Origin of the sequence: Psychroflexus sp. S27 (assembly GCF_002810405.1) — a bacterium.
In the GTDB taxonomy this organism is placed as follows: domain Bacteria; phylum Bacteroidota; class Bacteroidia; order Flavobacteriales; family Flavobacteriaceae; genus Psychroflexus; species Psychroflexus halocasei_A.
Window position 1 is genome coordinate 1 of the sequence record NZ_NEXQ01000024.1, and the last position, 24,310, is coordinate 24,310.

Consider the following 24,310-nt stretch of genomic DNA (forward strand, 5'->3'; position numbering starts at 1 on the left):
CATATGCACATTGAATATGCTCCAAAATTGAATGTAAGTAGTATATTGAAAAAGCTCAAAAGGCGAACCTCAAGGAAACTTCAACAAGAGTTTCCAAAACTGAAAGAGCGTTATTGGGGGCAACATTTTTGGGCAAGCGGTTATGGAGTATGGAGTACTGGGAATATTACCGATAAAATGGTCAACGAATATTTGGAACATCACCGTCGAGATTCGAGTGATAATTCCAATTTTATATTGGAATAGTAAAGTGGGACTTTTAGTCCCCAGTCTTAATAAACCTCTGCACTTTCAGTGCAGAGTTGTTTAGTTTCTTAAAAAAGAATTTATTTATCACTACCTAACTTTTTAAAATCATTTGCCATTTCTTTATCAAGTTCATCTTCGCTTAACACTTTATTATTTTCAGATTGTTGATTTTCTTTAATAAGTCTTTGTCATATTCTCATCAACGATGATGACGTAATCGGCTAAGTTTTTGTTCTTTTCATCTAGCTTTTTGAGTTGTTGCTGCTCTACTGTTGTGATTGTTTTGATACGAACTTCTTCTCTGTATTGCTTTAAATACCAAAAAATTCCTTCAAAATAATTGGAGTGATAACTACCATTAAAGTGAATAAAAACTTCGTTTGGCAAAAGATCTTTCAGTATAAAATGCGCCATTGTTGCATCTTTAATCGCTTGCGCTTTCACGATATCAACGCCACCGTGATCGCCCATCATTTTAAGCATATCTTGGTAAGATCGCAGCTCGATATCAAAAGGAACTGGCATAGGAGCAATCCATGATTTTTGTTTCGAACTTAATTCGTCTAACGCCTTAAATCCACCTTTTTTGTAAACATCACTAGCAAATCTTCTCGGGATGTTTGTCGCGATAAATTCTAAAGAATTCGTTTTTGCAAAATCAACCAAAGGTTTATAATCGGTTTTATAATTCGGCCATAATTTAATGGAATCTTGCAGTTGTTTAGCAGAAAATTCATCAGATAAATAAGCATTTAATGCTTCCTGCTGATCAGCTTCAAACATTTCTGCGCCAAGCTTAATATTGATATTTTCGTCATGCAAGCTCTTCACAACTTCATATTGTAACCAATGCGAAATTGGGTTGTCGTGAAACTCACCAAACAAAACGACATCAACATCCTTCAAGGTTTCAATCATTTCTTGATAAGCGATTTCTTTTCCATTTTGGTCAACAAGTTTATAGGCGGCTTTATGTTGTGCAAAAGTAGAAATCGAAAAAAGCAGGCTTAATATTAAACACAGACGAAGTTTTGAAGTCATAACTAAAAGTTTCTAATAAGGTGAAAAGATTGGCTAAATTAGCGATTTTACACAGGACATAAAACAAATACTTGATGAAGACAAAACAATTATTTTTGAGTTTAACTTTCTTCTTGTCATTTTTAGGTTTCGCACAATCTGAATTGACAGTCGAAAAAATTATGCAAGACCCAAATTGGATGGGAACTTTTCCTTCAAACATCCAATGGAACGAACAATCGGATGTGATTTACTTTCAGTACAACCCTGAAAAAAACATTTCTGATTCGCTTTATAAAATCAGTTTAAACAAGAAAAACCACATTGAAAAAGTCAGCTTGAATGAAAAGCGACATCTCATTCCTCAAAACGGTGATTTCAATTCAAAAAAACGTGAAAAAGTTTACACAAAAAATGGACACTTAATGCTTTATGATGTTCGAAAATATGCATCGAAAATGCTTTTAAATTTAGGGAAATCCATTACATCTCCTCAGTTTATATCAGATGAGCGTATTTCATTTATGATGGATTCAAACCTTTATGTTTACAATTTAAAAACAGCTCAAATCAACCAACTGAGTTTTATACAGAAAGGCAAAAAACCAAGCGATAAAGACAATTTAAGCGAAAGAGAGAAATGGCTTAAAGATGAAAATTTAAAACTTTTAGCTGAGGTTAATAAAGCTGAAGAAAAAAAGGAAAAACAAAAAGAGTATCGTGACAATTTTGATACAAAGCAAAAGAAATTTTATTTAGGAAAAACAAGAGCTTACAATTTTAATGTTAGCAATAAAGCGAGCTTCCTCACATTTCAAACCTATAAACCAACAGGTTCAGATTACACTGGCGTGCCGAATTACGCTGATGCTTCTGGTTACACCAAAAACTTAAATGCACGCTCAAAAGTTGGCGATCAAGAGCGTGAAACAACACTTTATTTGTACAACACGGCAAATGATTCTGTGAAGAAAATCGATCCGACAAACTTGCCAGAAATCGATAGATTACCAGCTTACACAGAAGATTATCCAGATAGAGAATGGAAAAATGAACCAAGAGCTGTGACTTATTCTCAAGTTTACTTCTCTCCAAATGATAAACATGCGGTTGTTGATGTGCGCTCACAAGACAATAAAGACCGATGGATTTGCGAAATTGATTTAAATTCAGGTGAGTTAAAAACAATCAGTCATCAACATGATGAAGCGTGGATTGGTGGCCCAGGCATTAATGGATATTACAACGGCGGAACTTTAGGTTGGGTTGATTCTCAAACAATCTACTACCAATCAGAACAAACAGGTTATTCTCATCTTTATACTTATCATGTTTCTTCAAAAAAAGAAAAAGCTTTAACCTCAGGAGAATTTGAAGTTTTTAATCCGCAATTTTCAAATGATAAGAAGCATTGGTATTTCACATCATCAGAAGTTCATCCTGGTGAACGTCATTTTTATAAAATGCCAGTTTCTGGTGGAAACATAACAAAGCTAACTTCAATGGAAGGAAATAATGAAGTGACTTTATCGCCTGATGAAAAATACTTGACGATTCGTTTTTCTTCAAAAAATCAGCCTTGGGAGCTTTATTTGAAGCGCAATAAAAAAAGTGCAAAAGCAGAACAATTAACAGAAGGTAAATCTGAAGAATTTCAAGCTTATAACTGGAGAAAACCTGAGTTGATTCAATTTGAAGCCAGCGATGGCGAAAAACCTTATGCAAGATTATATAAACCAGAAGCTGATAAAGATATGCATGCGGCTGTTATTTTTGTACATGGCGCAGGTTATTTACAAAATGCGCATAAGTGGTGGTCAACTTACTTCAGAGAATATATGTTTCATAATTTGTTGACAGATTTAGGCTACACTGTTTTAGATATTGATTACCGTGGCAGCGCTGGTTATGGCCGCGATTGGCGAACTGCAATTTACAGACATATGGGCGGAAAAGATTTGTCTGACCAAATTGATGCAGCCGATTTTCTCGTACAAGAACACGGCATCAATCCTGATAAGCTCGGTATTTATGGCGGAAGTTATGGTGGTTTTATCACTTTAATGGCAATGTTCAATTCGCCAGACACTTTTCAGGCTGGCGCGGCTTTGCGTTCTGTGACAGATTGGGCACATTATAATCATGGCTACACATCAAATATTTTAAACGAGCCACATCTCGATCCGATTGCTTATCGTCGCTCCTCACCTATTTATTTTGCCGAAGGTTTAAAAAATCGTTTACTGATCGCTCATGGTATTGTTGATACAAATGTGCATTTTCAAGATGTTGTCCGCTTATCACAGCGTTTAATCGAACTCGGAAAAGACGATTGGGAAATGGCGGTTTATCCTGTTGAAGGACATGGATTTACTCAGCCAAGCAGTTGGACGGATGAGTATAAACGCATCTTAAAACTCTTTCAAGAAACTATCGGTAAAAAAGACTAAGTTTGCAGTCGATTTTTTAAAAAGGTATTCATCTCAAAAGGTGTTCTGAACATCTTTAAATTTTATATTTTTGCGCTATGGCAAAAGAACAAGACAAATTCAAACAAGTAATTTCCCATGCTAAGGAATATGGGTATATATTTTCATCAAGTGAAATATATGATGGTTTAAGTGCGGTTTATGATTACGGTCAAAACGGTGTTGAACTCAAAAATAATATCAAAAACTATTGGTGGAAATCAATGGTGCAAATGCATGAGGAAATTGTCGGCCTTGATGCTGCAATTTTGATGCACCCAAAAACTTGGGAAGCTTCAGGACATGTTGACGCATTTAACGATCCGTTGATTGATAACAAGGATTCTAAAAAGCGTTATCGCGCTGATGTTTTGGTGGAAGATTATGTTGAAAAACTAGAGCAAAAAGCGCAAAAAGAAATCAAAAAAGCCAAAAAACGATTTGGAGATAAATTTGACGAGCAAGAATTTGTAACGACACATCCGCGTGTGGTGAAGTACCGTCAACAATCTAAAGAAATACTAGAACGCCTTGGCGAATCACTCAATAATGGTGATTTAGTCGATGTCAGAAATTTGATTGATGAGCTTGAAATTGCTTGTCCTGCAAGCGGTTCACGTGATTGGACAGATGTCAAACAATTTAACTTAATGTTCGGGACAAAGTTAGGCGCATCAGCAGAATCAGCTTCAGATTTATACTTACGTCCAGAAACGGCACAAGGTATTTTTGTGAATTTTGCAAACGTTCAGAAAACAAGCCGACACAAAATTCCTTTCGGAATTGCACAAATCGGTAAGGCTTTCCGTAATGAAATTGTGGCAAGACAATTTATTTTCCGTCAGCGTGAATTTGAACAGATGGAAATGCAATATTTTGTGAGACCAGGTGAAGAACTAAAATGGTTTGAACACTGGAAGGAAACACGTTACAAATGGCATCGATCGCTTGGTTTAGGTGAAGAGAATTACAGATTTCACGACCACGAAAACTTAGCACATTACGCCAATGCAGCGACGGATATTGAATTTAAATTTCCATTTGGATTTAAAGAGCTTGAAGGGATTCACTCACGTACGGATTTTGATCTAAAAGCACACGAAGAATTATCAGGAAAGAAACTTCAGTTTTACGATCCAGAATTAAAAGAAAATTATACACCTTATGTTATTGAAACTTCAATCGGTTTAGATAGAATGTTTTTGGCGGTATTTTCAGCAGCACTTCAAGATGAAGATTTAGGCGATGGTAAAAGCAGAACAGTTTTAAAAATTCCTCCGATTTTAGCACCGCATAAAGCAGCGATTTTCCCATTACTGAAGCGTGATGGTTTACCAGAAATTGCTAAGGAGATTATGAAAGAATTGCAATGGGATTTTAATGTGATTTATGATGAAAAAGATGCAGTAGGTCGTCGTTATCGTCGTCAAGATGCAGCAGGAACACCTTTCTGCATCACAGTTGACCATGACACAAAAGAAGATGGCACAGTAACGATCAGACATCGCGATAACATGGAACAACAACGCGTGAAGATTGAAGATTTAAAAGCAATTATTCAAAAAGAAGTTGATTTTAGAACTGTTTTAGAGTCTTAAAAACAGACTATTTTACATTAAAAAAAAATCCCTCAAGAGTTAAGCTGTTGAGGGATTTTTTTGTTAATTACTTAAAATAATTTACTCGATGTGTTTTTTTAACATATTTTATTATATATTTATTTTCTATTAACAATTTAAATAATGCTGTTTATGTTAAATCTACACACACACACGGTTTTTCGAATTAAAGTTTTAAAAAGGTTTCTTTTTATCTTATTGGGTATATTCCTGATGACCTTAAATAGTTGTGAAGATAGTATTGAAAAAGAGTTACAACCAACTTACGAAAGTTTTAATTTAAAGAATGAAGTTTTTACAACTACGACGTTATTTGATATACCTCAGGATTCTAGATTAATCAAATCACTTAAAGATATAAACTTAAAAGGAAGTAATAGAATTATAGAATATGAATTTAAAATAGATAGTAGTGTTGTAAATATTCAGAATGGTAATGGCTTCAAAGCATATACTATGTTTATGCAAACTGAAAAACCAACTAATGATTTTAAAAATTTAGTTATTAAAATTTATAATGATTCTGATGAATATGAAGCCTTTGTATTTACCTATAAAAGGAATAAATTTAAAAAATATTTTGATGAACATAATGCATTTATTTTTGAAGGTGGGGTGAGTTTAAGTACTGTAGATACTGGTCAGACAAATAAAACAAGTGAGCAAGCCTGTATCACTCAGTCAATTACAGTATGTACCCAGCCATGGTCAGGCTCTGAACCAACGTTGCATATAGCTACTGCTCAGTGTAAAAATAAGAATCATCTATTTACTATGACTTGGGAGAACTGTTTTGGTATACCAACTTATGGAGGAATAGGTACTCCTGTATCAGGTTTTATTGATCTATGCTTACGAGAAGATTGTTTGGGAGCTGGAGGTAATTCTCATACTGTAGATATATCTACAGTGCCAATTGATAATACTGTAAATTATTACTTCATAAATCCTAATATAATTTTTAAATTGTGGTGGCAACAGACTCCAAATTTAGAGGAGCCATTGAAATCTGAAATTGTAAAATTTTTAAATACACGCAAAGATGATGCTATGCTCATGCCATCACAAGAGGCTTCAGTATTTATAGAGAACTTAATGTCAGTCTTTTTATCTCCGAATGTTTCACCTACTACAAAGGCAGCAATAGGGTTACTATTTACACAAATAAACAGTTTAAACATAAATGTTCAAAACGATATAATAAATTTCTTAGCCCAAAACAATTATAGCGATGAAGCATTTGCTTTTTTACGCGAAGCTATGCCAGCGCTGCAAGACAATGATGGTGATGGCCAGCCCGATGCTGAAGTTGATTGGGAGGAGGTATTTGACGCCTATTCTAATAATAGTTTATTAACAGTTTTCCCTTTTGTAAAATATCCAGATGGTAGTAATTATGAATCAACCTATCCAAAATTAACTGAATATTTAAAAAATAAATTACCTACTTTGAAAAATAATTCATTCATATTAAATAAAATAGAAGAAATAACCGATGCGCCTTTAGCTGATATAAAATATCATCTTGAATGGGGAAATGGTCCAGAAATAAATATACAGCAACTTGATGATTATAATGATGATACTGACTGGAGAACAACAGCGTTATACGATCGCGTTAACCATCCTGATAAAATAATTTTAGATTCAGATTTTATTAATAATATTGAAAATTCTGACGATGAACAATATGTTGAGGATGGATTAATTTTTTATTTAGGTGTCGTGATTTTGCATGAATATGTACATTTTTTGGATAACCTAGATGGGATTGATTATCCTGGTGAAGAAGGCACAATATTTGAAATTAATACATATGGTCAAGATTTAAATGCCGGTTCAGCTCAATGGTTAATCTTAAATAAATATTACTAGACATGAAATCAATATTATCTTTATTTTTAATAGTAAACTTCGTACTTCAAAATAATTACAAAGAAGAGTTGATTTCAAAAATTTTCAACCATAAAGAAATTTTACAGTATGTTGACGATCCAATAGTTTTTAAAAATAACTTTAGTGAGAACTTTAAAAATCTTCCTTTAACATCTGATAAAGAATATACTGATGTTTTGGTAATCAAAACTTTAAAGAAAATAAAATCCAATAAAGAACATTACAAAGTTGGTGTATTTATACCTTTTGAAAATGTTTACATTGAGTTTGAAGGTTCAATAAATGTCAACGGATGCTGGGATATCAAAATACTAAGTTCAGTAGAATATTAATCGGGCCTATCAATTATTTATTTTCACGACTGAGAACTGTCCAAATTAATAATTATGAAAAAACTAATTTACCTTTTTATTTTACTTTTTTTTGCTCAAACGATTTGTGCACAATCTATATCAAATAGTCTTTTCTTGGTGGTAGATAAGCAGACAGATTCTATTAAAGTAAGTAGTAAAGATTCTATTAATTTTAAATATTATCATTTTAATAAAAAAAAGAATTGGCTAATAAATTTGTCTCATATTTATGTACCTGGAGCAGATCAGAATAATTACAAGTATCTATTACCGAAAGAAATGATATCAGAATTGGGAAGAAAAGGAAATCTTGAAGATATTCAAGCTTTTATGGCTAAGCTCAATCATTTTAATTACAAGGAATTAGCACAATTTTTCATTAAGCATTATTCTTATTATTATGAATATTTGCAAAAGAGCAGAAAAAAGACCTACAAGCGTTATAATATTTTTATCATCTTTAAATCAGACTTAGATAAAACTTTTGTGCCTTGTTATGAAATGACTTTATTAAAAAGTAGAATCACAGAGATTTAATTAACATTTAAGCGTAGCTTATCTTTTTAAGATAAATAAAAATCCCTCAAGAATTAAGCTGTTGAGGGATTTTTTTATTTTAATACGTCCTTAAATACTCTACAATTGCTCTGGCTTCATCTTCAGTAAGGTTTGTGTTCACCATGTCAGCATCATATTCGGCGTCCATAGCTTGTGCTTGAACGTTTTCTCTCTTCATTTCTCTAGGGTTTAAAATCATGTTCATCACCCATTGCGGCGATCTTTTCTGTAAAACACCGCCAAGTCCTGGCCCAACAGATTTTTCTTTTATTCTGTGGCAACTCGCACAGGCATTGTTGTAAAGTTCTTTACCTCTTAAAGCCAATTCTTCGTCGATTTGGCTGTCTAATTCAACTTTATCTTTTATGGGTCCAACACCTGTTTTTGCTTTGTACCTTTCTTGATTATGCATCACCTTTGAGGAGTCAACTTTCTGTTCTGAGCTTTTTGATTTTGTTTGACTTTGCTTTGTTTGATTTGGATTAGAGTTGCAAGCAAGCAAAAGTCCTAATAACATAGTGAAACAAAACTTGATTATATTTTTCATAATAGAATGATTTTATAAATAAAATGATCTTACAACTTATTAAAATCAATCCTTGAGGACAATTAATTAACAAATATGTGACATGAATTTATGATTAATTTTTCAAATGAAAAGCAAGCAAAAAACAGTTATCGATTATTTAAAATTCTGAAATCTCTTTTATTTAACATAGATCAATTCATTATTGATGTAACAAAAGCTATTTTTCTCAGTCTAATTAGTCAAGGGCGCTAAAATTATTTTTATGATTGAAATCAAAGATTTACACAAATCCTACAAAATAGGTAAAAATTCACTTCATGTTCTTAAAGGCATTAACTTCAGTGTAAAAGAAGGTGAATTGGTTTCAATTATGGGTTCTTCAGGTTCAGGTAAATCAACTTTATTGAATATTTTAGGTATTCTTGATGAAGCTGATCAAGGAACTTATCACCTTGATGGCGTTCCTATTAAAAACCTCAACGAGAAGATTGCTGCCAATTACAGAAATAAATTTTTAGGTTTTATTTTCCAATCTTTCAACTTGATTAATTATAAAAGTGCAATTGATAATGTGGCTTTGCCTCTTATTTATCAAGGCATGAATCGTAAAGATCGCATGGAGCGCTCAATGGCTTACCTCGAAAAAGTAGGTTTGGCTGATTGGGCGAAACATAAACCCAACGAACTTTCTGGTGGTCAAAAACAACGTGTTGCTATTGCTCGTGCTTTAGCAAGTGATCCAAAAGTGCTTTTGGCCGATGAGCTCACTGGTGCTTTAGATACAAAAACTTCTTACGAAATCATGGATCTCATTCAAGGGATTAATGATGAAGGCAAGACAATTCTTGTTGTGACGCACGAAGAAGACATCGCAAAAATGACAAAGCGAATTGTGAACCTGAAAGATGGTCTAATCATCGATGACTCGATGAATGAACAAGTCAAAGCGATTCAAAATGTTTAGTATAGAGCGCTGGCAAGAGGTATTTGATACCATTAGCAAAAATAAATTAAGAACCTTTCTGACAAGTGTTTCTGTCATCTTCGGTATTTTTATTCTTGTGGTTTTGCTTGGCGTTGGTGAAGGCATGAAAAACGGAATTGAAAAACAATTTCAAAGTGATGCCGAAAATAGAATTAGTGTTTACACAGGTGTAACAACTGTAGGTTATAAAGGCTTAAACCCTGGACGTTACATACAAATGAAAAATGAAGATTTCGATTATACAATGCGTGCAAATGAGGGCAATTTTGAAAGTGCTTCATCTATGTATCGCATTTGGTCTGGTTTAATTACTTATGGCGAAGAATCAGGTTCTTACCGTGTGGAAGGTGTGATGTCAGACTACCAAGCTTTAGAATCTGCTTCCATGGTTTCTGGCCGATTCATTAATCAAACAGACCAAAAGCAATTTGAAAAATATGTCGTGATTGGTCAAAAAGTAGCAGACGATCTTTTCGATGAAAAAGTTCCAATAGGGGAGTTTATCAAAATTTCGAAAATCAATTTTAAAATTGTTGGTGTTTTTTCTGATCCAGGAGGTGAAAGAGAGGAGTCGCGCGTTTACATCCCATTATCAACTTCACAAAAGGTTTTTGGCGCAGGCAATGATATCCGTTCAATGGCATTTACAGTGCCTAAAAGAACAAACTTTGATGAAGCATTACAAGAATCAGAAATGATTGTCAATAACCTGACAAACCAATTAAAAACAAAATATAAAGTTGCGCCTGAAGATACCAGTGCTATTTCAGTAAACAGTAGTCTTGAAAGTGCAAAACGTTTTTATGATTTAATGAATGTGATTAAGATTTTCTTTTGGGGCGTTGGTATTGCAACACTTCTTGCAGGAATTGTTGGCGTAAGTAATATTATGCTCATCATTGTAAAAGAACGCACTAAAGAAATTGGTATCCGAAAAGCTTTGGGTGCTAAACCTATGTCAATTGTCGGTATGGTTTTGCACGAATCAATTTTTGTAACAGCAATTTCAGGATTTATAGGACTCATTCTTGCGCTTGTTTTATTAGAAAATTTAGGACCTCTAATCGATTCTGAATTTATTTCAAATCCAGAAGTCAGTTTTAATGTTGCCATAACAACCCTAATTATTTTGATTATCGCTGGTGCTTTAGCAGGATTTTTTCCAGCCTATCGCGGTGCCAGAATTAAACCAATCGAAGCCTTAAGAGACGAATAATATGTTTAGCAGAGATAAATGGAATGAAATATTAGAGTCGCTGACGTCAAACGTCTTCAGAACAGTCTTGACTGCTTTTGGGGTTTTTTGGGGCATATTTATTCTTGTGATTTTATTGGCAGCCGGAACTGGACTCGAAAACGGTATCAAAAGAGGCTTCTCAGGTATTGCCACAAACTCGATGTTTATGTGGTCACAAACAGCTTCAAAACCTTATGATGGTTTACCAAAAGGTCGCCGTTACAATTTTGATTTGTCTGATGTAGAAGCTTTAAAAGCAAAGATCAATGGTTTAGAATATGTTTCTCCACGAAATCAACTTGGCGGTTTTGGTGGTGATAATAATGTCACTAAAGGTTTAAAAACAGGTGCTTTTGATGTTTACGGAGATTATCCTGATGTCATTAACCAAGAACCAATGGATATTGTTGAAGGACGTTTCTTAAACATGAATGACATCAATGCGAATAGAAAAGCGGCTGTTATTGGTCAAGGCGTTGTTGATGCACTTTATGATAAAGGTGAAGTTGCGCTCGGCAGTTATATCAAAATCAATGGTGTCAACTTTATGGTAATTGGCGTTTATAAAAAGAAAAGTGGCATGGGTCGAGATATTGAAGAAGCCCAGAAACAAATTTATGTGCCGTTTACATCTTTCTCTCAAGCTTTCAATTATGGTGACAGAGTAAGCTGGATGGCAATTACGGCAGATAACAATCATTCGATTACACAATTGAAATCTCAGGTTTTTGATATCATTAAAAAAAGACATCGAATTCACCCTGAAGATGATAGAGCTATCGGTAATTTCGATTTATATGAGCAATTCAAGAAAATACAAGGTTTATTTTTAGCCTTAAATCTTGTCGCTTATTTTGTTGGCATATTGGTTTTAATATCAGGTGTTATCGGTATTTCAAATATTATGTTGATTGTTGTTAAGGAACGAACGAAAGAAATAGGCGTCAGGCGAGCATTAGGTGCGTCCCCATGGAACATCAGAGGGCAAGTTTTGCTAGAATCTGTTTTCTTGACAATTATTTCAGGAATGGCAGGGATTGTTTTTGCCACCTCCATTTTAGGTGTCGTCAATTTCTTTTTATCTAATATGGAAGACAATTCCGAAATGATGTTTGTTAACCCAAGTGTGGATCTTTTTGTTGTGGTTATTGCCATGACAATACTTATAATTTCAGGACTTTTAGCAGGTTTTATCCCAGCGCAAAATGCAGTAAAAATTAAACCCGTCGATGCCCTAAGAACAGAATAGAAAACAGTCATATCTTTTAAAATCATGAAAAAAATAATTACAATTTTAGTGCTTGTTGTCATCTTTGCAGCTTTTGGTGGCGCACTTTATTATCTCTACACAAAGAATCAAGAGAACCCAGTTGTTTATAAAACTGAGCAAGTAGAAGAAAGAACTATTACAAAGAAAACTGTTGCAACAGGAACAATTACGCCACGTGAAGAAGTCCCTGTGAAACCAAATATTTCAGGTATTATCGAGAAATTATTTGTTGATGCAGGAGATACAGTTCAGGTTGGTGATTTAATCGCTCGTTTAAAAGTTGTCCCGAATGTGACGAATTTAAACAATGCGAAAAATCAAATTAATACTTCAAAAATTAATTTGGGCAACGAAAAGAAAAGTTACGACAGGCAAAAAGAATTGTTTGATAAAGGCGTGATTTCTGCAAATGAATTTGACCAAGCTTCAACGTCGTATAATATTGCTAAGCAAAACTTATCATCAGCTCAAGAAACCTTTGAGATTATCAAAACAGGAACAACTGCTGGTATTGGTGATGCTGCCACTACAGAAATTAAAGCAACAATTACAGGGATGGTGCTCGATGTTCCTGTTAAAGTTGGTAACCAAGTGATTGAAGCCAATAACTTTAATGAGGGAACTACAATTGCATCAATTGCGAATGTGAATGAAATGATTTTTGAAGGAAAAGTTGACGAATCTGAAGTTGGAAAAATTGAAGAAGGTTTACCTTTAGAAATTACTGTTGGTGCCATTCAGGATAAAGTTTTTGACGCTGTTTTAGATCATATTGCACCGCAAGGTGTTGAAGAAAATGGCGCTGTTCAATTTGAAATTGAAGGAACTTTAACCCGCGATGATGAAATTTTTATCAGAGCTGGCTTAAGTGCAAATGCTTCAATTATTTTAGAGAAAAAAGAAGATGTGTTGTCGCTTAAAGAAGCTTTGATTCAATTTGATAAAGAAACTGACCAAGCTTATGTTGAGGTTGAAACTGGTGATCAAAAATTTGAAAGAAAAGATGTTGAACTTGGTGTAAGCGACGGAATTCACGTTGAAATTTTAAGCGGAATTGATGAAGATGATCGCATTAAAGTATGGAATGAAACGACAGGTAAATCAAAGTCTAAATAATCAAGAGGATAATTGATTTAATCAATCAAAAAAGAAACAAATGAAATTAGCATCTACTTTATTTATCTTTCTGACGGCAACACTTTTCATGTCTGCTCAAGAAAAACCAGAAATATGGACGCTTGAAGCTTGCGTAAAATTCGCGATGGAAAACAATATTTCTGTTAAGCAAGCGCAATTAGATACTGAATTATCAGAAATTACTAAAAAGCAAGCCATTGGTAATTATTTGCCTTCTATTAATGGGAACCTGAGTAACGCCTGGAATTCTGGTTTAACTCAAAACGTAACAACTGGAGTTCTTGAAAACCAAGTGACGCGTAACTTTTCATTAAACGCATCTGCAAACCTGACTTTGTTTAAAGGTCTTCAGAATTTAAAAGAATTGCAATTGGCAAAAATGGAAAGATTGGCCAGCCAATATGCATTAGGACAAATGAAAGATGATATTGCTTTGTTTGTTGCCAATGCTTACTTACAAATTCTTGTCAGCAAACAGCGATTAGCAGTTTTAAAAGAGCAAAACGCAGTGACGCAAGAACAGCTTGATCAAACTCAAAAAATGATTGATGCTGGGACAGTTCCTGAAGGTGAATTACTTCAAGTGAAAGCAACGAATGCCGATGAAGAGCAGCAAATACAAATTGCCAAAAATGATTTACAAATTGCAAAAATTAACCTTGCGCAAACTTTATTAATCGAGGATTACAAAACTTTTGATATCGCAGATGAAGAGTATGATATCCCGATTACTGATATTTTAGATAAATCTCCACAAGAAATTATCACCAAAGCAAAAGAAGAGCGATACGAAGTGAAAGTTGCTGAACAACAACGTGACATGGCTGAGAAAAATGTTGAAATCACAAGATCAAATTATTACCCAACACTTTCAGCTTTCATCAATTATAATACGCGTGAGTCAGATCGTAACCGTGTAGTGCAATCAGGTATTGACCCTGATAATCCAACTACTCAAATCGGTGTTGTTGAAGGAACAAATCAAGCTGTTGTTGCACCAAACTTTGCTTTTGAAACTTTGAGTTCACGTTCTTTTGTTGATCAACTGTGGCGTAATGATGGGTTGTCTTATGGCTTGCAATTGAGTATTCCTGTTTTTAATGGTTTCCAAGTTCGTCATCAAGTTGCTAAGCAAAAAATAAATGCTGAGCGTGCTGAATTTCAATTAGAGCAAGCTAAGTTAGATTTAGAATCTGATGTTTATCAAGCTTTTGTTGATGCGCAAGGAGCGCTTAAAACTTATGAAGCTGCAACCGAAGCTGTCAATGCGCAACGCACAGCGTATGATTATGCACAAGAACGTTTTGATGTTGGTGTATCAAATTCTTTCGCTTTAACTGAGTCGAAATTCAGATTGACGAATGCTGAAAATAATTTGATTAACGCGAAGTACGATTACATCTTTAAGTTGAAAGTATTAGAGCTCTATTTTGGTATTCAAATTGTCGAATACTAATTACCTTTGTATTTAAAAATAAGGAAGTGGCCAAGATTTTATGTTTAGAAACAGCAACGAAAAACTGCTCTGTCAGTTTAGGTGATAAAGATTTATTGATCGATGTTAAGGAATTGAGTTCTCAGGGTTATTCACATGCAGAACAACTGCATCCTTTTGTTGATGATATTTTAAAAGAAGCAGGTTTGAGCATTCAAGATCTTGATGCGATTTCTATCAGTAAAGGCCCAGGTTCATACACGGGTTTACGTATTGGTGTTTCAGCTGCAAAAGGTTTTGCCTATGCAGCACAACTTCCACTAATTTCGGTTTCTACACTAGCTTGCTTGGCCTTACAAATAAAGGATATTCCTGATGATGCTTTAATTATCCCAATGCTTGATGCAAGGCGAATGGAGGTTTACACACAAACTTTTGATGCGCAACATCGGGAGTTAACTGAAATTGAAGCAAAAATTTTAGATGAAACAAGTTTTAAAGAACAGCTTAAGAATCAACCTGTTTATTTTATTGGAGATGGTGTCGAGAAGTTTGAAGAAATCTGCAAACATCCGAATGCACATTTTATAAAAGAAAAACTTCCGTCAGCAAGAGAACAATTCTACATTGCCAGACAGAAGTTTTTAAATTCATCTTTTGAAGATGTGGCCTATTTTGAACCTTTTTATTTAAAAGATTTTAGACCAGGATAAATTATTTTTAAGCTTTGTTTTCTTCTTCAGTATTTTTCATTTGAAACAAATTCACATCTCTTTGTGGGAATGGTAATGAAATACCAGCAGCTTCTAATTCAGTTTTAGAGTTTTCCATAAAGTCGAAGTGCGCTCCCCAAAAAACATCTTGTTTTGCCCAAAATCTCACTGATAGATTAACCGAACTATCTGCTAATTCTGCGACAAAAACTTGTGGTGCTGGGTCTTTATCAATTCTTTCATCTTTTTCCATAATGTCCATCAAAACATTTCTTGCAGTCTTGATGTTTGAGTCGTAAGAAATACCAACTGTAATAGCATCTTTACGTCTATCTTCAGAAGAATAATTAATCACTTTATTGTTAGATAATTCGCCGTTAGGAATCACAGCTCTTTGATTGTTGAAAGTGATGATGTGCGTGTAAAATAACGAAATTTCATCAACAGATCCCGAAACGCCTTGTGCTTCAATCCAATCTCCGATTTTGAAAGGCTTTAACAGAATAATTAAAACACCACCAGCAAAATTAGATAGTGAGCCTTGTAAAGCCAAACCAACTGCTAAACCAGCAGCAGCTAAAATAGCAGCAAAAGAAGTTGTTTCAACACCCAACTTTGTGATCACAATGATAAAAAGTAAGATTTTTAAACCAACGTTAAGAATGTTGATTGTAAAACCGCGAATTGCCGCATCAACATTGCGTTTTTCCATGATTTTCCTGACTCTTTTCGTGATAAATTTAATCAACCAAAGTCCAATAATTACCGCTAAAATAGCGCCAATAATGTTAGGTAGATAAGCAACGATTTTTTGCATCAATAAGTTTACGTAATTTCCAATGTCTTCCATAGTTTTGATTTAGAGGTTATTTTTTTAACTAATTTGACAAATTATATATTTCACGTTATATATGAATTGTTTTTAAGATTTTTTTCACGATAAACCTATTACATTATACCATTTTACACCGTTTGTTGATGGCTTTTAGATATTGAGTTACCACATAAAAAAAACTTCCATCTGCAAATGAATCATTTCACATTGCAAATGGAAGTTTAAATAAATTAATAACTAAGACAATTAAGGTCTAAAAAGCTTATTTATCAGAGTCTGTATCTTCTTGATTGTGGATCATTACATGACGCTGAGGTAACGGAATGCGGATTCCTGCTTCTTCCAAAGTTCCCTTGATATCAGCCATAATTTGAAAATGTGCATCCCAAAAAACAGGTAAGTCAGCCCAGAATCGGATGGATAAATTAACCGAACTTTCAGCTAATTCAGAAACAAAAACTTGAGGCTTGGTTTCCTTTGAAATATTTTCATTATTCAACATCAAATCCATTAACACTTCACGCGCTTTTTTGATGTCAGAATCATAAGAAATACGAACTGTAATCGCATCTTTACGTTGCTTTTCTGATGAATAATTAATCACTTTATTGTTAGATAATTCACCATTAGGAATCACAGCACGTTGATTGTTGAAAGTAATTAAATGCGTGTAAAATAGAGAAATTTGATCGACTGTTCCAGAAACACCTTGAGCATCAACCCAATCACCAATACGGAAAGGCTTTAATAAAATGATTAAAACACCACCAGCAAAGTTAGATAATGAACCTTGTAAAGCTAATCCAACAGCCAAACCTGCAGCACCAATGATAGCAGCAAACGAGGTCGTTTCAAAACCAAGCTTTGTAATAACAATAATGAAAAGTAAGATCTTTAAACCGATGTTAATGATGCTCAGGCTGAAATTACGAATGGCGATATCGACATCGCGTTTTTCCATAATATTCCTGATTTTCTTGGTGATAAATTTGATCAGCCATAGACCGATAACAATGGCTAAAATAGCACCGATAACACTTGGCAAGTAAGCCACCACTTTTTCAATTAATAAATTAGCGTATTTTTCAACGTCTTGAATTGTCATAAATAGAATATTTAAAAAAATTATTGTTTACGAAATTTGAGAACCCGCATCAAGTTCATTTTCAGGAGAAACAAAGCTTAAATTTTTTCCGTTATCTCCCATTAAAATCATGCCTTCACTTAAAGTTCCTCTCAGCTTAATCGGTTTTAAATTAACAACGACAGAAACTTTCTTGCCGATTATCTCTTCCGCTTTATAATGTTCAGCGATTCCAGAAACGATTGTTCTGGTTTCGTGACCAATGTTAACTTTAAGAATTAATAGCTTTTTTGCTTTTGGCATTTTTTCAGCAGAAATGATTTCTCCTACGCGGATATCAAGTTTAGAGAAGTCATCAAAAGTAATCTCTTCTTTGACAGGCGCATAAGTTTTTTCTTTGTTATCTTCTTTAGTTTGTTCAAGCTTTTGTAATTGCTTTTCAATTGTTTCATCTTCTATTTTTGAAAATAAAAGTTCAGCTTTTCCAATTTGATGTTCTTTTGGTAAAAACTCTTTTTTGTCAGCAATATCTTTCCAGAAAAGTGTGTTTTCTAATGCTTCAAAATTGAGCATTTTCTTAAGTTTTGCTGAAGAGAATGGGAGGAAAGGTTCAGAAATGATGGCTAAACCAGCTGCGATTTGAAGCGCAACATACATGATTGTTTTTGTGCGTTTAGGATCTGTTTTTTGAAGTTTCCATGGTTCTTCATCGGCAAGATATTTATTTCCTATTCTCGCGATGTTCATCATTTTAGCTTGTGCTTCTCTGAAACGATATTTTTCAATAGAAACAGCGATATCTTCAGTTGATTTTTGAAGTTCTTTCAAAGCCTCTAAATCAACTTCAGATAATTCTGATTTTTCAGGAATGATGCCTTCATAATATTTGTCAGTTAAAACAACAACACGATTGATGAAGTTACCGAAAATACCAACGAGCTCAGAGTTGTTTCTGGTCTGAAAATCTTTCCATGTAAAGTCGTTATCCTTTGTTTCTGGTGCGTTTGCCGTTAAAACATAACGTAAAACATCTTGCTGATTTGGGAATTCTTCTAAATATTCATGCAACCAAACCGCCCAGTTTTTGGAAGTTGACAATTTTTGTCCTTCAAGATTTAAAAATTCATTAGCTGGCACATTATCCGGTAAAATGTAACTGCCTTCAGCTTTGAGCATTACAGGGAAAATAATGCAGTGAAAAACGATATTGTCTTTTCCGATAAAGTGAACCAGCTTTGTATCTTCATCTTTCCAATAAGGTTCCCAGCTTTTATTTTCACGTTTTGCCCATTCTTTAGAAGCTGAAATGTAGCCAATTGGCGCATCAAACCAAACGTAAAGAACTTTACCGTCACCACCTTCAACAGGAACAGGAATGCCCCAATCTAAATCTCTGGTGACAGCACGCGGACGCAAACCTTCATCAATCCAAGATTTACATTGCCCGTAAACATTAGGTTTCCAGTCATCTTTATGTCCTTTTACAATCCAATCTTTCAGCCAAGCATCATATTGATCAAGTGGTAAAAACCAGTGCTTTGTTGATTTTAAAACAGGTTTTGCATCCGTTAGAGTTGATTTAGGGTTAATTAAATCATTTGCATTTAATGAAGTTCCGCACTTTTCACATTGATCGCCGTAAGCTTCTTCATTTCCACATTTAGGGCAAGTTCCAGTGACAAATCTATCAGCTAAAAACTGTTTTGCTTTTGGGTCGTAAAGTTGTTCTGTTGTTTCTTCGATAAACTTGTCTTGCTCGTGCATGCTTTCAAAAAACTCAGTTGCCGTTTCATGATGCACTTCAGCAGAAGTTCGAGAGTAATTATCAAACTGAATTCCGAAATCTTTAAAAGATTCTTTGATAATATGGTTGTATTTATCAACGACATCTTGAGGTGTCACGCCTTCTTTTTTTGCTTTAATTGTAATAGGAACGCCGTGCTCATCACTTCCGCAAACAAACAAAACATCTTTGTCATTAAGTTTAAGATAACGCGTGTAAATATCAGCAGGAATGTAAACGCCAGATAAATGCCCGATGTGTATTGGACCATTGGTATATGGCAAAGCTGCCGTGATTGTATATCTTTTAGGGTTCTTCATAAAAATCAATTTTTGAAACGCGCAAAGTTAATAAACACAATGTATTATGCTTGCATCCTTTGTGGATTAAAGTGCGTTATTGTTTTTACATGAATGAAAAAAAATAAAAATTAACAACTTTATATTCTTCTTGTTATATCTTTGTTAAAAATTATATATTGTGTGTTTTAAATCTATTTCCTTATCCTTTGATCAATTTAATAATATAATAACTAACCCTTCTCAGATCTTTAACTCAAACATCTACAATTTTGATACGACAGATCTAATGAGTTTTGATGATGTATATGTTGATTTTATTGGTTTGTCCAGAAGAGGCGGTGAATGGAGAGGAAGTAGTTTCGTATGGCACAGTAATTAATTATTAAACTAATGTAAAATAAAAATATTATGAAAAACATTTCTAAATTATTCTTTTTAGTTGTTATCAGTTCATTTATGTTAAGTTGTAGCAGTGATGATGATGCAACACCAATTATTGAAAAACAAAATTCTTTAAAAGTTGGTGATATGGAAACTGAGTTATTATCAGGATTTCTTCAGACTGATGAGCCTCAAAACAACCTTTATGCTTACGGTATTACTCTTTCTGATTCTGAAGTTAATTATGTTAACGGAGAGCTAGTTCCTGTAAATAATTTCTCTAACACAATTGTTTTAGAAATTTATTCTGATAACCCACAAATGCCAGCTGTTGGTGATTATGTTTTTAATGATTCAGCAATTGTAGATGCAAATGTTTTGAGTAATGCAAACTTGATTTTAGGTCTTAATTATGAAGACCAATCAGCAAATATTGTCGAGATTGAATATGGTGTTTTGAAAATTTCAGACAACGGAACGGCTTACGAGCTTAGTTTTGATGGTATTGATGAAGAAGATAATCAAGTTTCTCTTTATTATAAAGGGACTTTAGAGATGATTGAATAATTAAGAAAGATATGAAAAAGTTTTTTTGCGCCTGCATGTTATTCATAAGTTGTTGGAGTTTTTCTCAAGAAAAAATTCAAGAGACAAGGTTAACTGAAGAAGTTTTTCGTGTAAATCTTATCAATCCAGGTGTTGAATATGAATTTCCCACAAGCGATTTTTCAACATTATCAACAGGTCTTGGTGTTGGCTACAGTGGTGTGATTGATGAACTCACGGTTAGTAAAAAAACAGGATTTAAATATATTATCGCTCCTTTTCTAGAAGTGCAGCATAAGTTGTTTTATAATCTGAATAAACGGAAACGAAAAGATAAGTCAATTGTCAATAACTCAGGAAATTTTATCACAGCAGGTCTACAAGCAAAAGGGCCATCGATTGCAGATAATGTTGAACGAACTTCAGATTACGATTTCTCCCTTGGTTTAGCATGGGGAATCCAAAGAAGTTATAAAGAGAAATATCATTTGTTGTTTCATATTGGGCCTAAGTATTTTTTTGATACAAAAGGGAACGGTGGTTTTTTTCCCATATTGATTCAACTCAATCTAGGTTTCGACTTATAAGAATTGAAGCACAGTTGAATTTTTAAAAATTGTGGATTTTTATTAAAAAAAATACATTTCCCGTTAAAATAAATATTTTACATTTACGACTTAACATTAAATTAACTAATATGAAAAAATTAAACACGATTGTACTTTTGTTATTTATTGGTACATTTTTTATGTCTTGTAGTAGCGATGATGATGCAGGTTCTGTTACTGAAAATTATTTTGAAGTAGATGGAACTCGTTATGAATTTAAAGATGGAATGATTATCAATTTCCGCACTTATGCAGGGAATTCTAATTTTGACATCAGCCTTACAACATCAGACATACAATTAATTGAAGGAGAACCTATGCCTCAAGATGATGTAATTTCAGGAGTATATTTTGAAATATTCACTGTTGAATCTAATAAAATTCCAACAGGAACATATACATATGCTCTTGGTGATGAAAATGCTGGAACCTTCAGCGATTATTCAGAGTTAGTAATTAATGGAAGTTATTCGAATAATGATGCTGAGCTGGTGACACCTTTTAACAGCGGTATGATTGAAGTTTTACAAAACGGTCCTGTTTATGAACTCAATTTTGATGTCACGACTATTGAAGGAAAAAAAGTTACTGGATATTTCAAGGGTAATTTATATGAAATAGATGACAGCGCGTCAAAACCAGGTAATTCAACAAGTAAAAAGTTATTTTCTAAAGAATAATCTTAATCTAATAATTTTTTAATCCCTCTATTTTTATTGATTTAGAGGGGTTTTTCATTTTTGTCTTGCACTTAAAGTGTTTACTTTTATCTGTTTAAAAAATGGAACACTTATGCATTTACCACCAGCATTACAAAAAGGAGATCAAGTTGCTATCATTGCGACAGCCAGAAAAGTTCAGCGCAAAGAACTTGAGCCTGCAATAAAATTATTGAAATCTTGGGGTTTAGAAGCTGTTATCGGAAACAGCATTGGTTTAGAAAATCATCAGTTTGCAGGTACCGATCAAGAACGCGCTGCTGATTTACAAACGCAAATCAATAACCCAAACATCAAAGCAATTTGGTGCGCCAAAGGTGGTTATGGAAGTGTCAGAATTCTTGATCTCATTGATTTTACACCGCTACTTAAACAACCAAAATGGCTGATCGGTTACAGCGATGTCACGGCTATTCATTCTGAATTACAAAAAATAGGTTTATGTAGTTTACATGCGCAAATGTGTTTAGGTTTTGAGGATAAAACGAAAGAAACAATGGCTTCTTTAAAATCGGTTTTGTTTGGTGAAAAAATCAAGTATAAAACAAAAGGACATGATTTTAATCAACAAGGTAAAGCTGAAGGCAGACTCGTTGGGGGAAATTTATCGATGATTTATTCGCTTTGCGGAAGTCCTTCTGCGATTGATTCTGATAATGCAATCTTATTTATTGAAGATTTAGATGAATATTTATATCATATTGATCGCATGATGCAAAACCTAAAACGCAACGCTTATTTTGAAAAGCTAAAGGGTGTGATCATTGGCGGCATGACAGACATGAATGATAACACAATTTCGTTTGGTAAAAATGCTGAAGAAATTATATCTGAAATGCTTCAAACTTATGATTTCCCTGTTTTGTTTAATTTCCCAGCAGGTCATATTTCTGATAATCGCACTTTAGTTTTAGGACAAAAAGTAACATTAAAAGTCAATACAGAAGGCGGACAACTTTCGTATAAATAAAATGGCAGAACACAACGAATTAGGAAAATCAGGGGAAAAAGATGCTGTCAATTTATTGAGGCACAAAGGTTATCAGATTCTGGAAACCAATTATACTTTTGATAAAGCTGAAGTTGATATTATCGCTCAAAAAGGAAAGTATCTTATTGTTGTTGAGGTGAAAACCAGAAGCACACCAGACTTTGGTGACCCGCAAGATTTTGTAAAACCAGCTCAGATTAAACGTTTGGTAAAAGCCATTGATCATTATGTTGAGCATAATGAATTGGACTTAGAAGTGAGATTTGATATCGTTGCCATTATCAAAAATAAACTCGGCAAACGCATTGAGCATATCGAAGATGCTTTTTACTATTTTTAAATCTTATCATTTTTTTAATAGTAATTAAACACAGGTAAAGTCTTGATTTCATTATATTTAATAAAAACATTATGAAATCTAAAGGTATATTACTTCTGATATTTACAACTTTATTGTTGATTACGCTCTCAATATTCTCAAGTATGAATATTGCAATCTCATGGATTTTCTATCTGACTATGTTCGGCCAACTCATTCTTATTTCTGCTGTTTATCATACTCTAAGGGAGGATTATCACACTAATAAAACTTTTAAGGACTGGTATGAAGATCGACCTGAATTGTCTAAATAAAAAAGACCAGAATTTGCTAATGGTTTACTCAGTTAAATTTTAAGCAAAAATAATATTGTCATGACTATTCGGGAGAGCCGATGATCTTTTAGTATAAAAAAAATAGTGGAGAATATTGTCCCGAAGTTTCGGGAGAACCAATGTCCTTATGATAAAAAAATAGTGGAGAATATCGGAGTCGAACCGATGACCTTTTGGCTGCCAGCCAAACGCTCTAGCCAGCTGAGCTAATCCCCCGTTTGGAGACAAAATTAATGATAATCTTTGAATTTTAATAACCAATTCATTAAAATTGATTTTTTGTTTTCATTCAATTAAAACCCTTGAATTTAATTACATTTACGCTCCTAAATTAAAAATAGAAGAATGACAGATTTTTGGTTGTTTTTTAAACTAGGATTCAATCATGTTGTAGGTTTTTCAGCTTATGAGCATCTTTTGTTTATCATCATTTTAGTGACTGCTTACGCAACAAAAAAATGGAAAAAAACAATAGGTTTAATTTCAATTTTCACCATTGGTCACAGCGTTTCACTTATATTGGGTGCTTATAAAGTTTTAAGTGTTGATTTACAGCTTATTAATTTCCTCATCCCTGCCAGTCTTATTTTTATGGCACTCTATAATATTTTTATTGCAGGAAAAAGTAAATCTTCATCACGCCCTATTGTTCTTTATTTATTCATCTTATCTTTTGGTTTAGTTCACGGTTTTAGCTTTGCATCATACTTTAGTGAAATATCTAAAGGTTCATCTAGTCTTCTCATAAATTTAGTTGAATTTGCACTAGGAATTGATATATCGCAAGTTCTTATTGTGATTGCAACTTTCTTATTATCAGTTATTTTTCAAAGAATATTGCGTTACTCTCAGCGAGATTGGGTTTTAATTATATCATCAGTTATACTCGGTTTAGCGATTCCAATTTTAACAAAAAACTGGATTTTTTAATAAAATAT

General features: G+C 33.6%; 24 protein-coding genes and 1 tRNA gene. 19 read left to right on the plus strand and 6 right to left on the minus strand.

Annotated elements, in window-relative coordinates; all coding sequences use genetic code 11:
• Window positions 1-246: IS200/IS605 family transposase (tnpA, locus tag CAP47_RS07765; protein WP_153043507.1), on the plus strand; the 246-nt coding region annotated here is incomplete at its 5' end.
• Between the two features lie 177 nt (window positions 247-423).
• Here tnpA and CAP47_RS07770 read toward each other — a convergent pair.
• Entirely contained in the window at window positions 424-1,290 is an 867-nt protein-coding gene (locus CAP47_RS07770) for a ChaN family lipoprotein (RefSeq protein ID WP_100776118.1), read from the minus strand.
• A gap of 74 nt (window positions 1,291-1,364) precedes the next feature.
• On the opposite strand from CAP47_RS07770, the gene CAP47_RS07775 reads away from it, so the two are divergent.
• The 5 genes from CAP47_RS07775 (at window position 1,365) to CAP47_RS07795 (ending at window position 8,142) form a co-directional block, all read left to right on the plus strand.
• Entirely contained in the window at window positions 1,365-3,719 is a 2,355-nt protein-coding gene (locus tag CAP47_RS07775; RefSeq protein WP_100776119.1) for a S9 family peptidase, read from the plus strand.
• A 77-nt stretch (window positions 3,720-3,796) separates the two neighbouring features.
• Complete coding sequence (locus CAP47_RS07780) at window positions 3,797-5,335, plus strand: glycine--tRNA ligase (RefSeq protein ID WP_100776120.1); 1,539 nt, start codon at window positions 3,797-3,799, stop codon at window positions 5,333-5,335.
• A 153-nt stretch (window positions 5,336-5,488) separates the two neighbouring features.
• Window positions 5,489-7,231: a hypothetical protein gene (locus CAP47_RS07785; protein ID WP_192869970.1), complete on the plus strand. Its 1,743-nt coding sequence runs from the start codon at window positions 5,489-5,491 to the stop codon at window positions 7,229-7,231.
• Between the two features lie 2 nt (window positions 7,232-7,233).
• Window positions 7,234-7,584 carry a hypothetical protein gene (locus CAP47_RS07790; RefSeq protein ID WP_100776122.1) on the plus strand — a complete coding sequence of 117 codons (351 nt, stop codon included), beginning with the start codon at window positions 7,234-7,236 and terminating at the stop codon, window positions 7,582-7,584.
• A gap of 54 nt (window positions 7,585-7,638) precedes the next feature.
• Window positions 7,639-8,142: a hypothetical protein gene (locus tag CAP47_RS07795; RefSeq protein WP_100776123.1), complete on the plus strand. Its 504-nt coding sequence runs from the start codon at window positions 7,639-7,641 to the stop codon at window positions 8,140-8,142.
• Window positions 8,143-8,221: 79 nt separating this feature from the next.
• Here the strand turns inward: CAP47_RS07795 and CAP47_RS07800 are convergent, their stop codons facing one another.
• Entirely contained in the window at window positions 8,222-8,710 is a 489-nt protein-coding gene (locus CAP47_RS07800) for a c-type cytochrome (protein ID WP_100776124.1), read from the minus strand.
• 244 nt (window positions 8,711-8,954) lie between these two features.
• Between CAP47_RS07800 and CAP47_RS07805 the strand changes: the two genes are divergently transcribed.
• The 6 genes from CAP47_RS07805 to tsaB are packed head-to-tail and all read left to right on the plus strand — an operon-like array spanning window position 8,955 to window position 15,469.
• Window positions 8,955-9,656 (plus strand): ABC transporter ATP-binding protein, encoded by a 702-nt coding sequence (locus CAP47_RS07805; RefSeq protein WP_100776125.1) that lies wholly within the window; start codon window positions 8,955-8,957, stop codon window positions 9,654-9,656.
• Window positions 9,649-10,893 (plus strand): ABC transporter permease, encoded by a 1,245-nt coding sequence (locus tag CAP47_RS07810; protein ID WP_100776126.1) that lies wholly within the window; start codon window positions 9,649-9,651, stop codon window positions 10,891-10,893. The genes CAP47_RS07805 and CAP47_RS07810 overlap by 8 nt, the downstream gene beginning before the upstream one ends.
• 1 nt (window position 10,894) lies before the next feature.
• Window positions 10,895-12,163: an ABC transporter permease gene (locus CAP47_RS07815; RefSeq protein ID WP_100776127.1), complete on the plus strand. Its 1,269-nt coding sequence runs from the start codon at window positions 10,895-10,897 to the stop codon at window positions 12,161-12,163.
• A 24-nt stretch (window positions 12,164-12,187) separates the two neighbouring features.
• On the plus strand, window positions 12,188-13,300 hold the full coding sequence (locus tag CAP47_RS07820) for an efflux RND transporter periplasmic adaptor subunit (RefSeq protein WP_100776128.1): 1,113 nt from the start codon (window positions 12,188-12,190) through the stop codon (window positions 13,298-13,300).
• Window positions 13,301-13,340: 40 nt separating this feature from the next.
• Complete coding sequence (locus tag CAP47_RS07825) at window positions 13,341-14,777, plus strand: TolC family protein (protein ID WP_100776129.1); 1,437 nt, start codon at window positions 13,341-13,343, stop codon at window positions 14,775-14,777.
• Window positions 14,778-14,803: 26 nt separating this feature from the next.
• Window positions 14,804-15,469, plus strand: a complete 666-nt coding sequence (gene tsaB / locus CAP47_RS07830) for a tRNA (adenosine(37)-N6)-threonylcarbamoyltransferase complex dimerization subunit type 1 TsaB (protein ID WP_100776130.1) — start codon at window positions 14,804-14,806, stop codon at window positions 15,467-15,469.
• A 7-nt stretch (window positions 15,470-15,476) separates the two neighbouring features.
• Here tsaB and CAP47_RS07835 read toward each other — a convergent pair whose 3' ends face one another.
• The 3 genes from CAP47_RS07835 to metG all read right to left on the minus strand — a co-directional run bounded on the left by CAP47_RS07835 (window position 15,477) and on the right by metG (window position 19,491).
• Window positions 15,477-16,319, minus strand: coding sequence for a mechanosensitive ion channel family protein (locus CAP47_RS07835; RefSeq protein WP_100776131.1), 843 nt, complete (start codon window positions 16,317-16,319; stop codon window positions 15,477-15,479).
• Between the two features lie 247 nt (window positions 16,320-16,566).
• Window positions 16,567-17,409 carry a mechanosensitive ion channel family protein gene (locus tag CAP47_RS07840; protein ID WP_100776132.1) on the minus strand — a complete coding sequence of 281 codons (843 nt, stop codon included), beginning with the start codon at window positions 17,407-17,409 and terminating at the stop codon, window positions 16,567-16,569.
• 27 nt (window positions 17,410-17,436) lie between these two features.
• A complete protein-coding gene (metG, locus tag CAP47_RS07845) occupies window positions 17,437-19,491 on the minus strand; it encodes a methionine--tRNA ligase (RefSeq protein WP_100776133.1) in 2,055 nt (684 codons plus the stop codon).
• Window positions 19,492-19,881: 390 nt separating this feature from the next.
• Here metG and CAP47_RS07850 point away from each other — a divergent pair, with 390 nt between their 5' ends.
• The 6 genes from CAP47_RS07850 to CAP47_RS07875 all read left to right on the plus strand — a co-directional run bounded on the left by CAP47_RS07850 (window position 19,882) and on the right by CAP47_RS07875 (window position 23,351).
• Window positions 19,882-20,421 (plus strand): hypothetical protein, encoded by a 540-nt coding sequence (locus CAP47_RS07850; RefSeq protein WP_153043508.1) that lies wholly within the window; start codon window positions 19,882-19,884, stop codon window positions 20,419-20,421.
• An 11-nt stretch (window positions 20,422-20,432) separates the two neighbouring features.
• Complete coding sequence (locus CAP47_RS07855; RefSeq protein WP_100776135.1) at window positions 20,433-20,987, plus strand: hypothetical protein; 555 nt, start codon at window positions 20,433-20,435, stop codon at window positions 20,985-20,987.
• 110 nt (window positions 20,988-21,097) lie between these two features.
• The gene (locus CAP47_RS07860; protein ID WP_100776136.1) at window positions 21,098-21,688 is read left to right on the plus strand and encodes a hypothetical protein; all 591 of its coding nucleotides are present in this window, start codon (window positions 21,098-21,100) and stop codon (window positions 21,686-21,688) included.
• A gap of 112 nt (window positions 21,689-21,800) precedes the next feature.
• Window positions 21,801-22,697: an LD-carboxypeptidase gene (locus tag CAP47_RS07865; protein ID WP_100776528.1), complete on the plus strand. Its 897-nt coding sequence runs from the start codon at window positions 21,801-21,803 to the stop codon at window positions 22,695-22,697.
• Window position 22,698: 1 nt separating this feature from the next.
• Window positions 22,699-23,058: a YraN family protein gene (locus tag CAP47_RS07870; protein WP_093245439.1), complete on the plus strand. Its 360-nt coding sequence runs from the start codon at window positions 22,699-22,701 to the stop codon at window positions 23,056-23,058.
• Window positions 23,059-23,129: 71 nt separating this feature from the next.
• Window positions 23,130-23,351: a hypothetical protein gene (locus CAP47_RS07875; protein ID WP_100776137.1), complete on the plus strand. Its 222-nt coding sequence runs from the start codon at window positions 23,130-23,132 to the stop codon at window positions 23,349-23,351.
• Between the two features lie 163 nt (window positions 23,352-23,514).
• On the opposite strand, the gene CAP47_RS07880 is transcribed toward CAP47_RS07875, so the two are convergent.
• Window positions 23,515-23,588, minus strand: a tRNA-Ala gene (locus CAP47_RS07880).
• Window positions 23,589-23,717: 129 nt separating this feature from the next.
• Here CAP47_RS07880 and CAP47_RS07885 point away from each other — a divergent pair.
• Complete coding sequence (locus tag CAP47_RS07885; RefSeq protein WP_100776138.1) at window positions 23,718-24,302, plus strand: HupE/UreJ family protein; 585 nt, start codon at window positions 23,718-23,720, stop codon at window positions 24,300-24,302.
• Window positions 24,303-24,310: the final 8 nt, after the last annotated feature.

Bases quoted from the DNA above. Each gene is read 5' to 3' on its own strand.
- CAP47_RS07770 (WP_100776118.1), bottom strand. From the start codon at position 1,290: ATGACTTCAAAACTTCGTCTGTGTTTAATATTAAGCCTGCTTTTTTCG.
- CAP47_RS07775 (WP_100776119.1), top strand. From the start codon at position 1,365: ATGAAGACAAAACAATTATTTTTGAGTTTAACTTTCTTCTTGTCATTT.
- CAP47_RS07780 (WP_100776120.1), top strand. From the start codon at position 3,797: ATGGCAAAAGAACAAGACAAATTCAAACAAGTAATTTCCCATGCTAAG.
- CAP47_RS07785 (WP_192869970.1), top strand. From the start codon at position 5,489: ATGTTAAATCTACACACACACACGGTTTTTCGAATTAAAGTTTTAAAA.
- CAP47_RS07790 (WP_100776122.1), top strand. From the start codon at position 7,234: ATGAAATCAATATTATCTTTATTTTTAATAGTAAACTTCGTACTTCAA.
- CAP47_RS07795 (WP_100776123.1), top strand. From the start codon at position 7,639: ATGAAAAAACTAATTTACCTTTTTATTTTACTTTTTTTTGCTCAAACG.
- CAP47_RS07800 (WP_100776124.1), bottom strand. From the start codon at position 8,710: ATGAAAAATATAATCAAGTTTTGTTTCACTATGTTATTAGGACTTTTG.
- CAP47_RS07805 (WP_100776125.1), top strand. From the start codon at position 8,955: ATGATTGAAATCAAAGATTTACACAAATCCTACAAAATAGGTAAAAAT.
- CAP47_RS07810 (WP_100776126.1), top strand. From the start codon at position 9,649: ATGTTTAGTATAGAGCGCTGGCAAGAGGTATTTGATACCATTAGCAAA.
- CAP47_RS07815 (WP_100776127.1), top strand. From the start codon at position 10,895: ATGTTTAGCAGAGATAAATGGAATGAAATATTAGAGTCGCTGACGTCA.
- CAP47_RS07820 (WP_100776128.1), top strand. From the start codon at position 12,188: ATGAAAAAAATAATTACAATTTTAGTGCTTGTTGTCATCTTTGCAGCT.
- CAP47_RS07825 (WP_100776129.1), top strand. From the start codon at position 13,341: ATGAAATTAGCATCTACTTTATTTATCTTTCTGACGGCAACACTTTTC.
- CAP47_RS07835 (WP_100776131.1), bottom strand. From the start codon at position 16,319: ATGGAAGACATTGGAAATTACGTAAACTTATTGATGCAAAAAATCGTT.
- CAP47_RS07840 (WP_100776132.1), bottom strand. From the start codon at position 17,409: ATGACAATTCAAGACGTTGAAAAATACGCTAATTTATTAATTGAAAAA.
- metG (WP_100776133.1), bottom strand. From the start codon at position 19,491: ATGAAGAACCCTAAAAGATATACAATCACGGCAGCTTTGCCATATACC.
- CAP47_RS07850 (WP_153043508.1), top strand. From the start codon at position 19,882: ATGAAAAACATTTCTAAATTATTCTTTTTAGTTGTTATCAGTTCATTT.
- CAP47_RS07855 (WP_100776135.1), top strand. From the start codon at position 20,433: ATGAAAAAGTTTTTTTGCGCCTGCATGTTATTCATAAGTTGTTGGAGT.
- CAP47_RS07860 (WP_100776136.1), top strand. From the start codon at position 21,098: ATGAAAAAATTAAACACGATTGTACTTTTGTTATTTATTGGTACATTT.
- CAP47_RS07865 (WP_100776528.1), top strand. From the start codon at position 21,801: ATGCATTTACCACCAGCATTACAAAAAGGAGATCAAGTTGCTATCATT.
- CAP47_RS07870 (WP_093245439.1), top strand. From the start codon at position 22,699: ATGGCAGAACACAACGAATTAGGAAAATCAGGGGAAAAAGATGCTGTC.
- CAP47_RS07875 (WP_100776137.1), top strand. From the start codon at position 23,130: ATGAAATCTAAAGGTATATTACTTCTGATATTTACAACTTTATTGTTG.
- CAP47_RS07885 (WP_100776138.1), top strand. From the start codon at position 23,718: ATGACAGATTTTTGGTTGTTTTTTAAACTAGGATTCAATCATGTTGTA.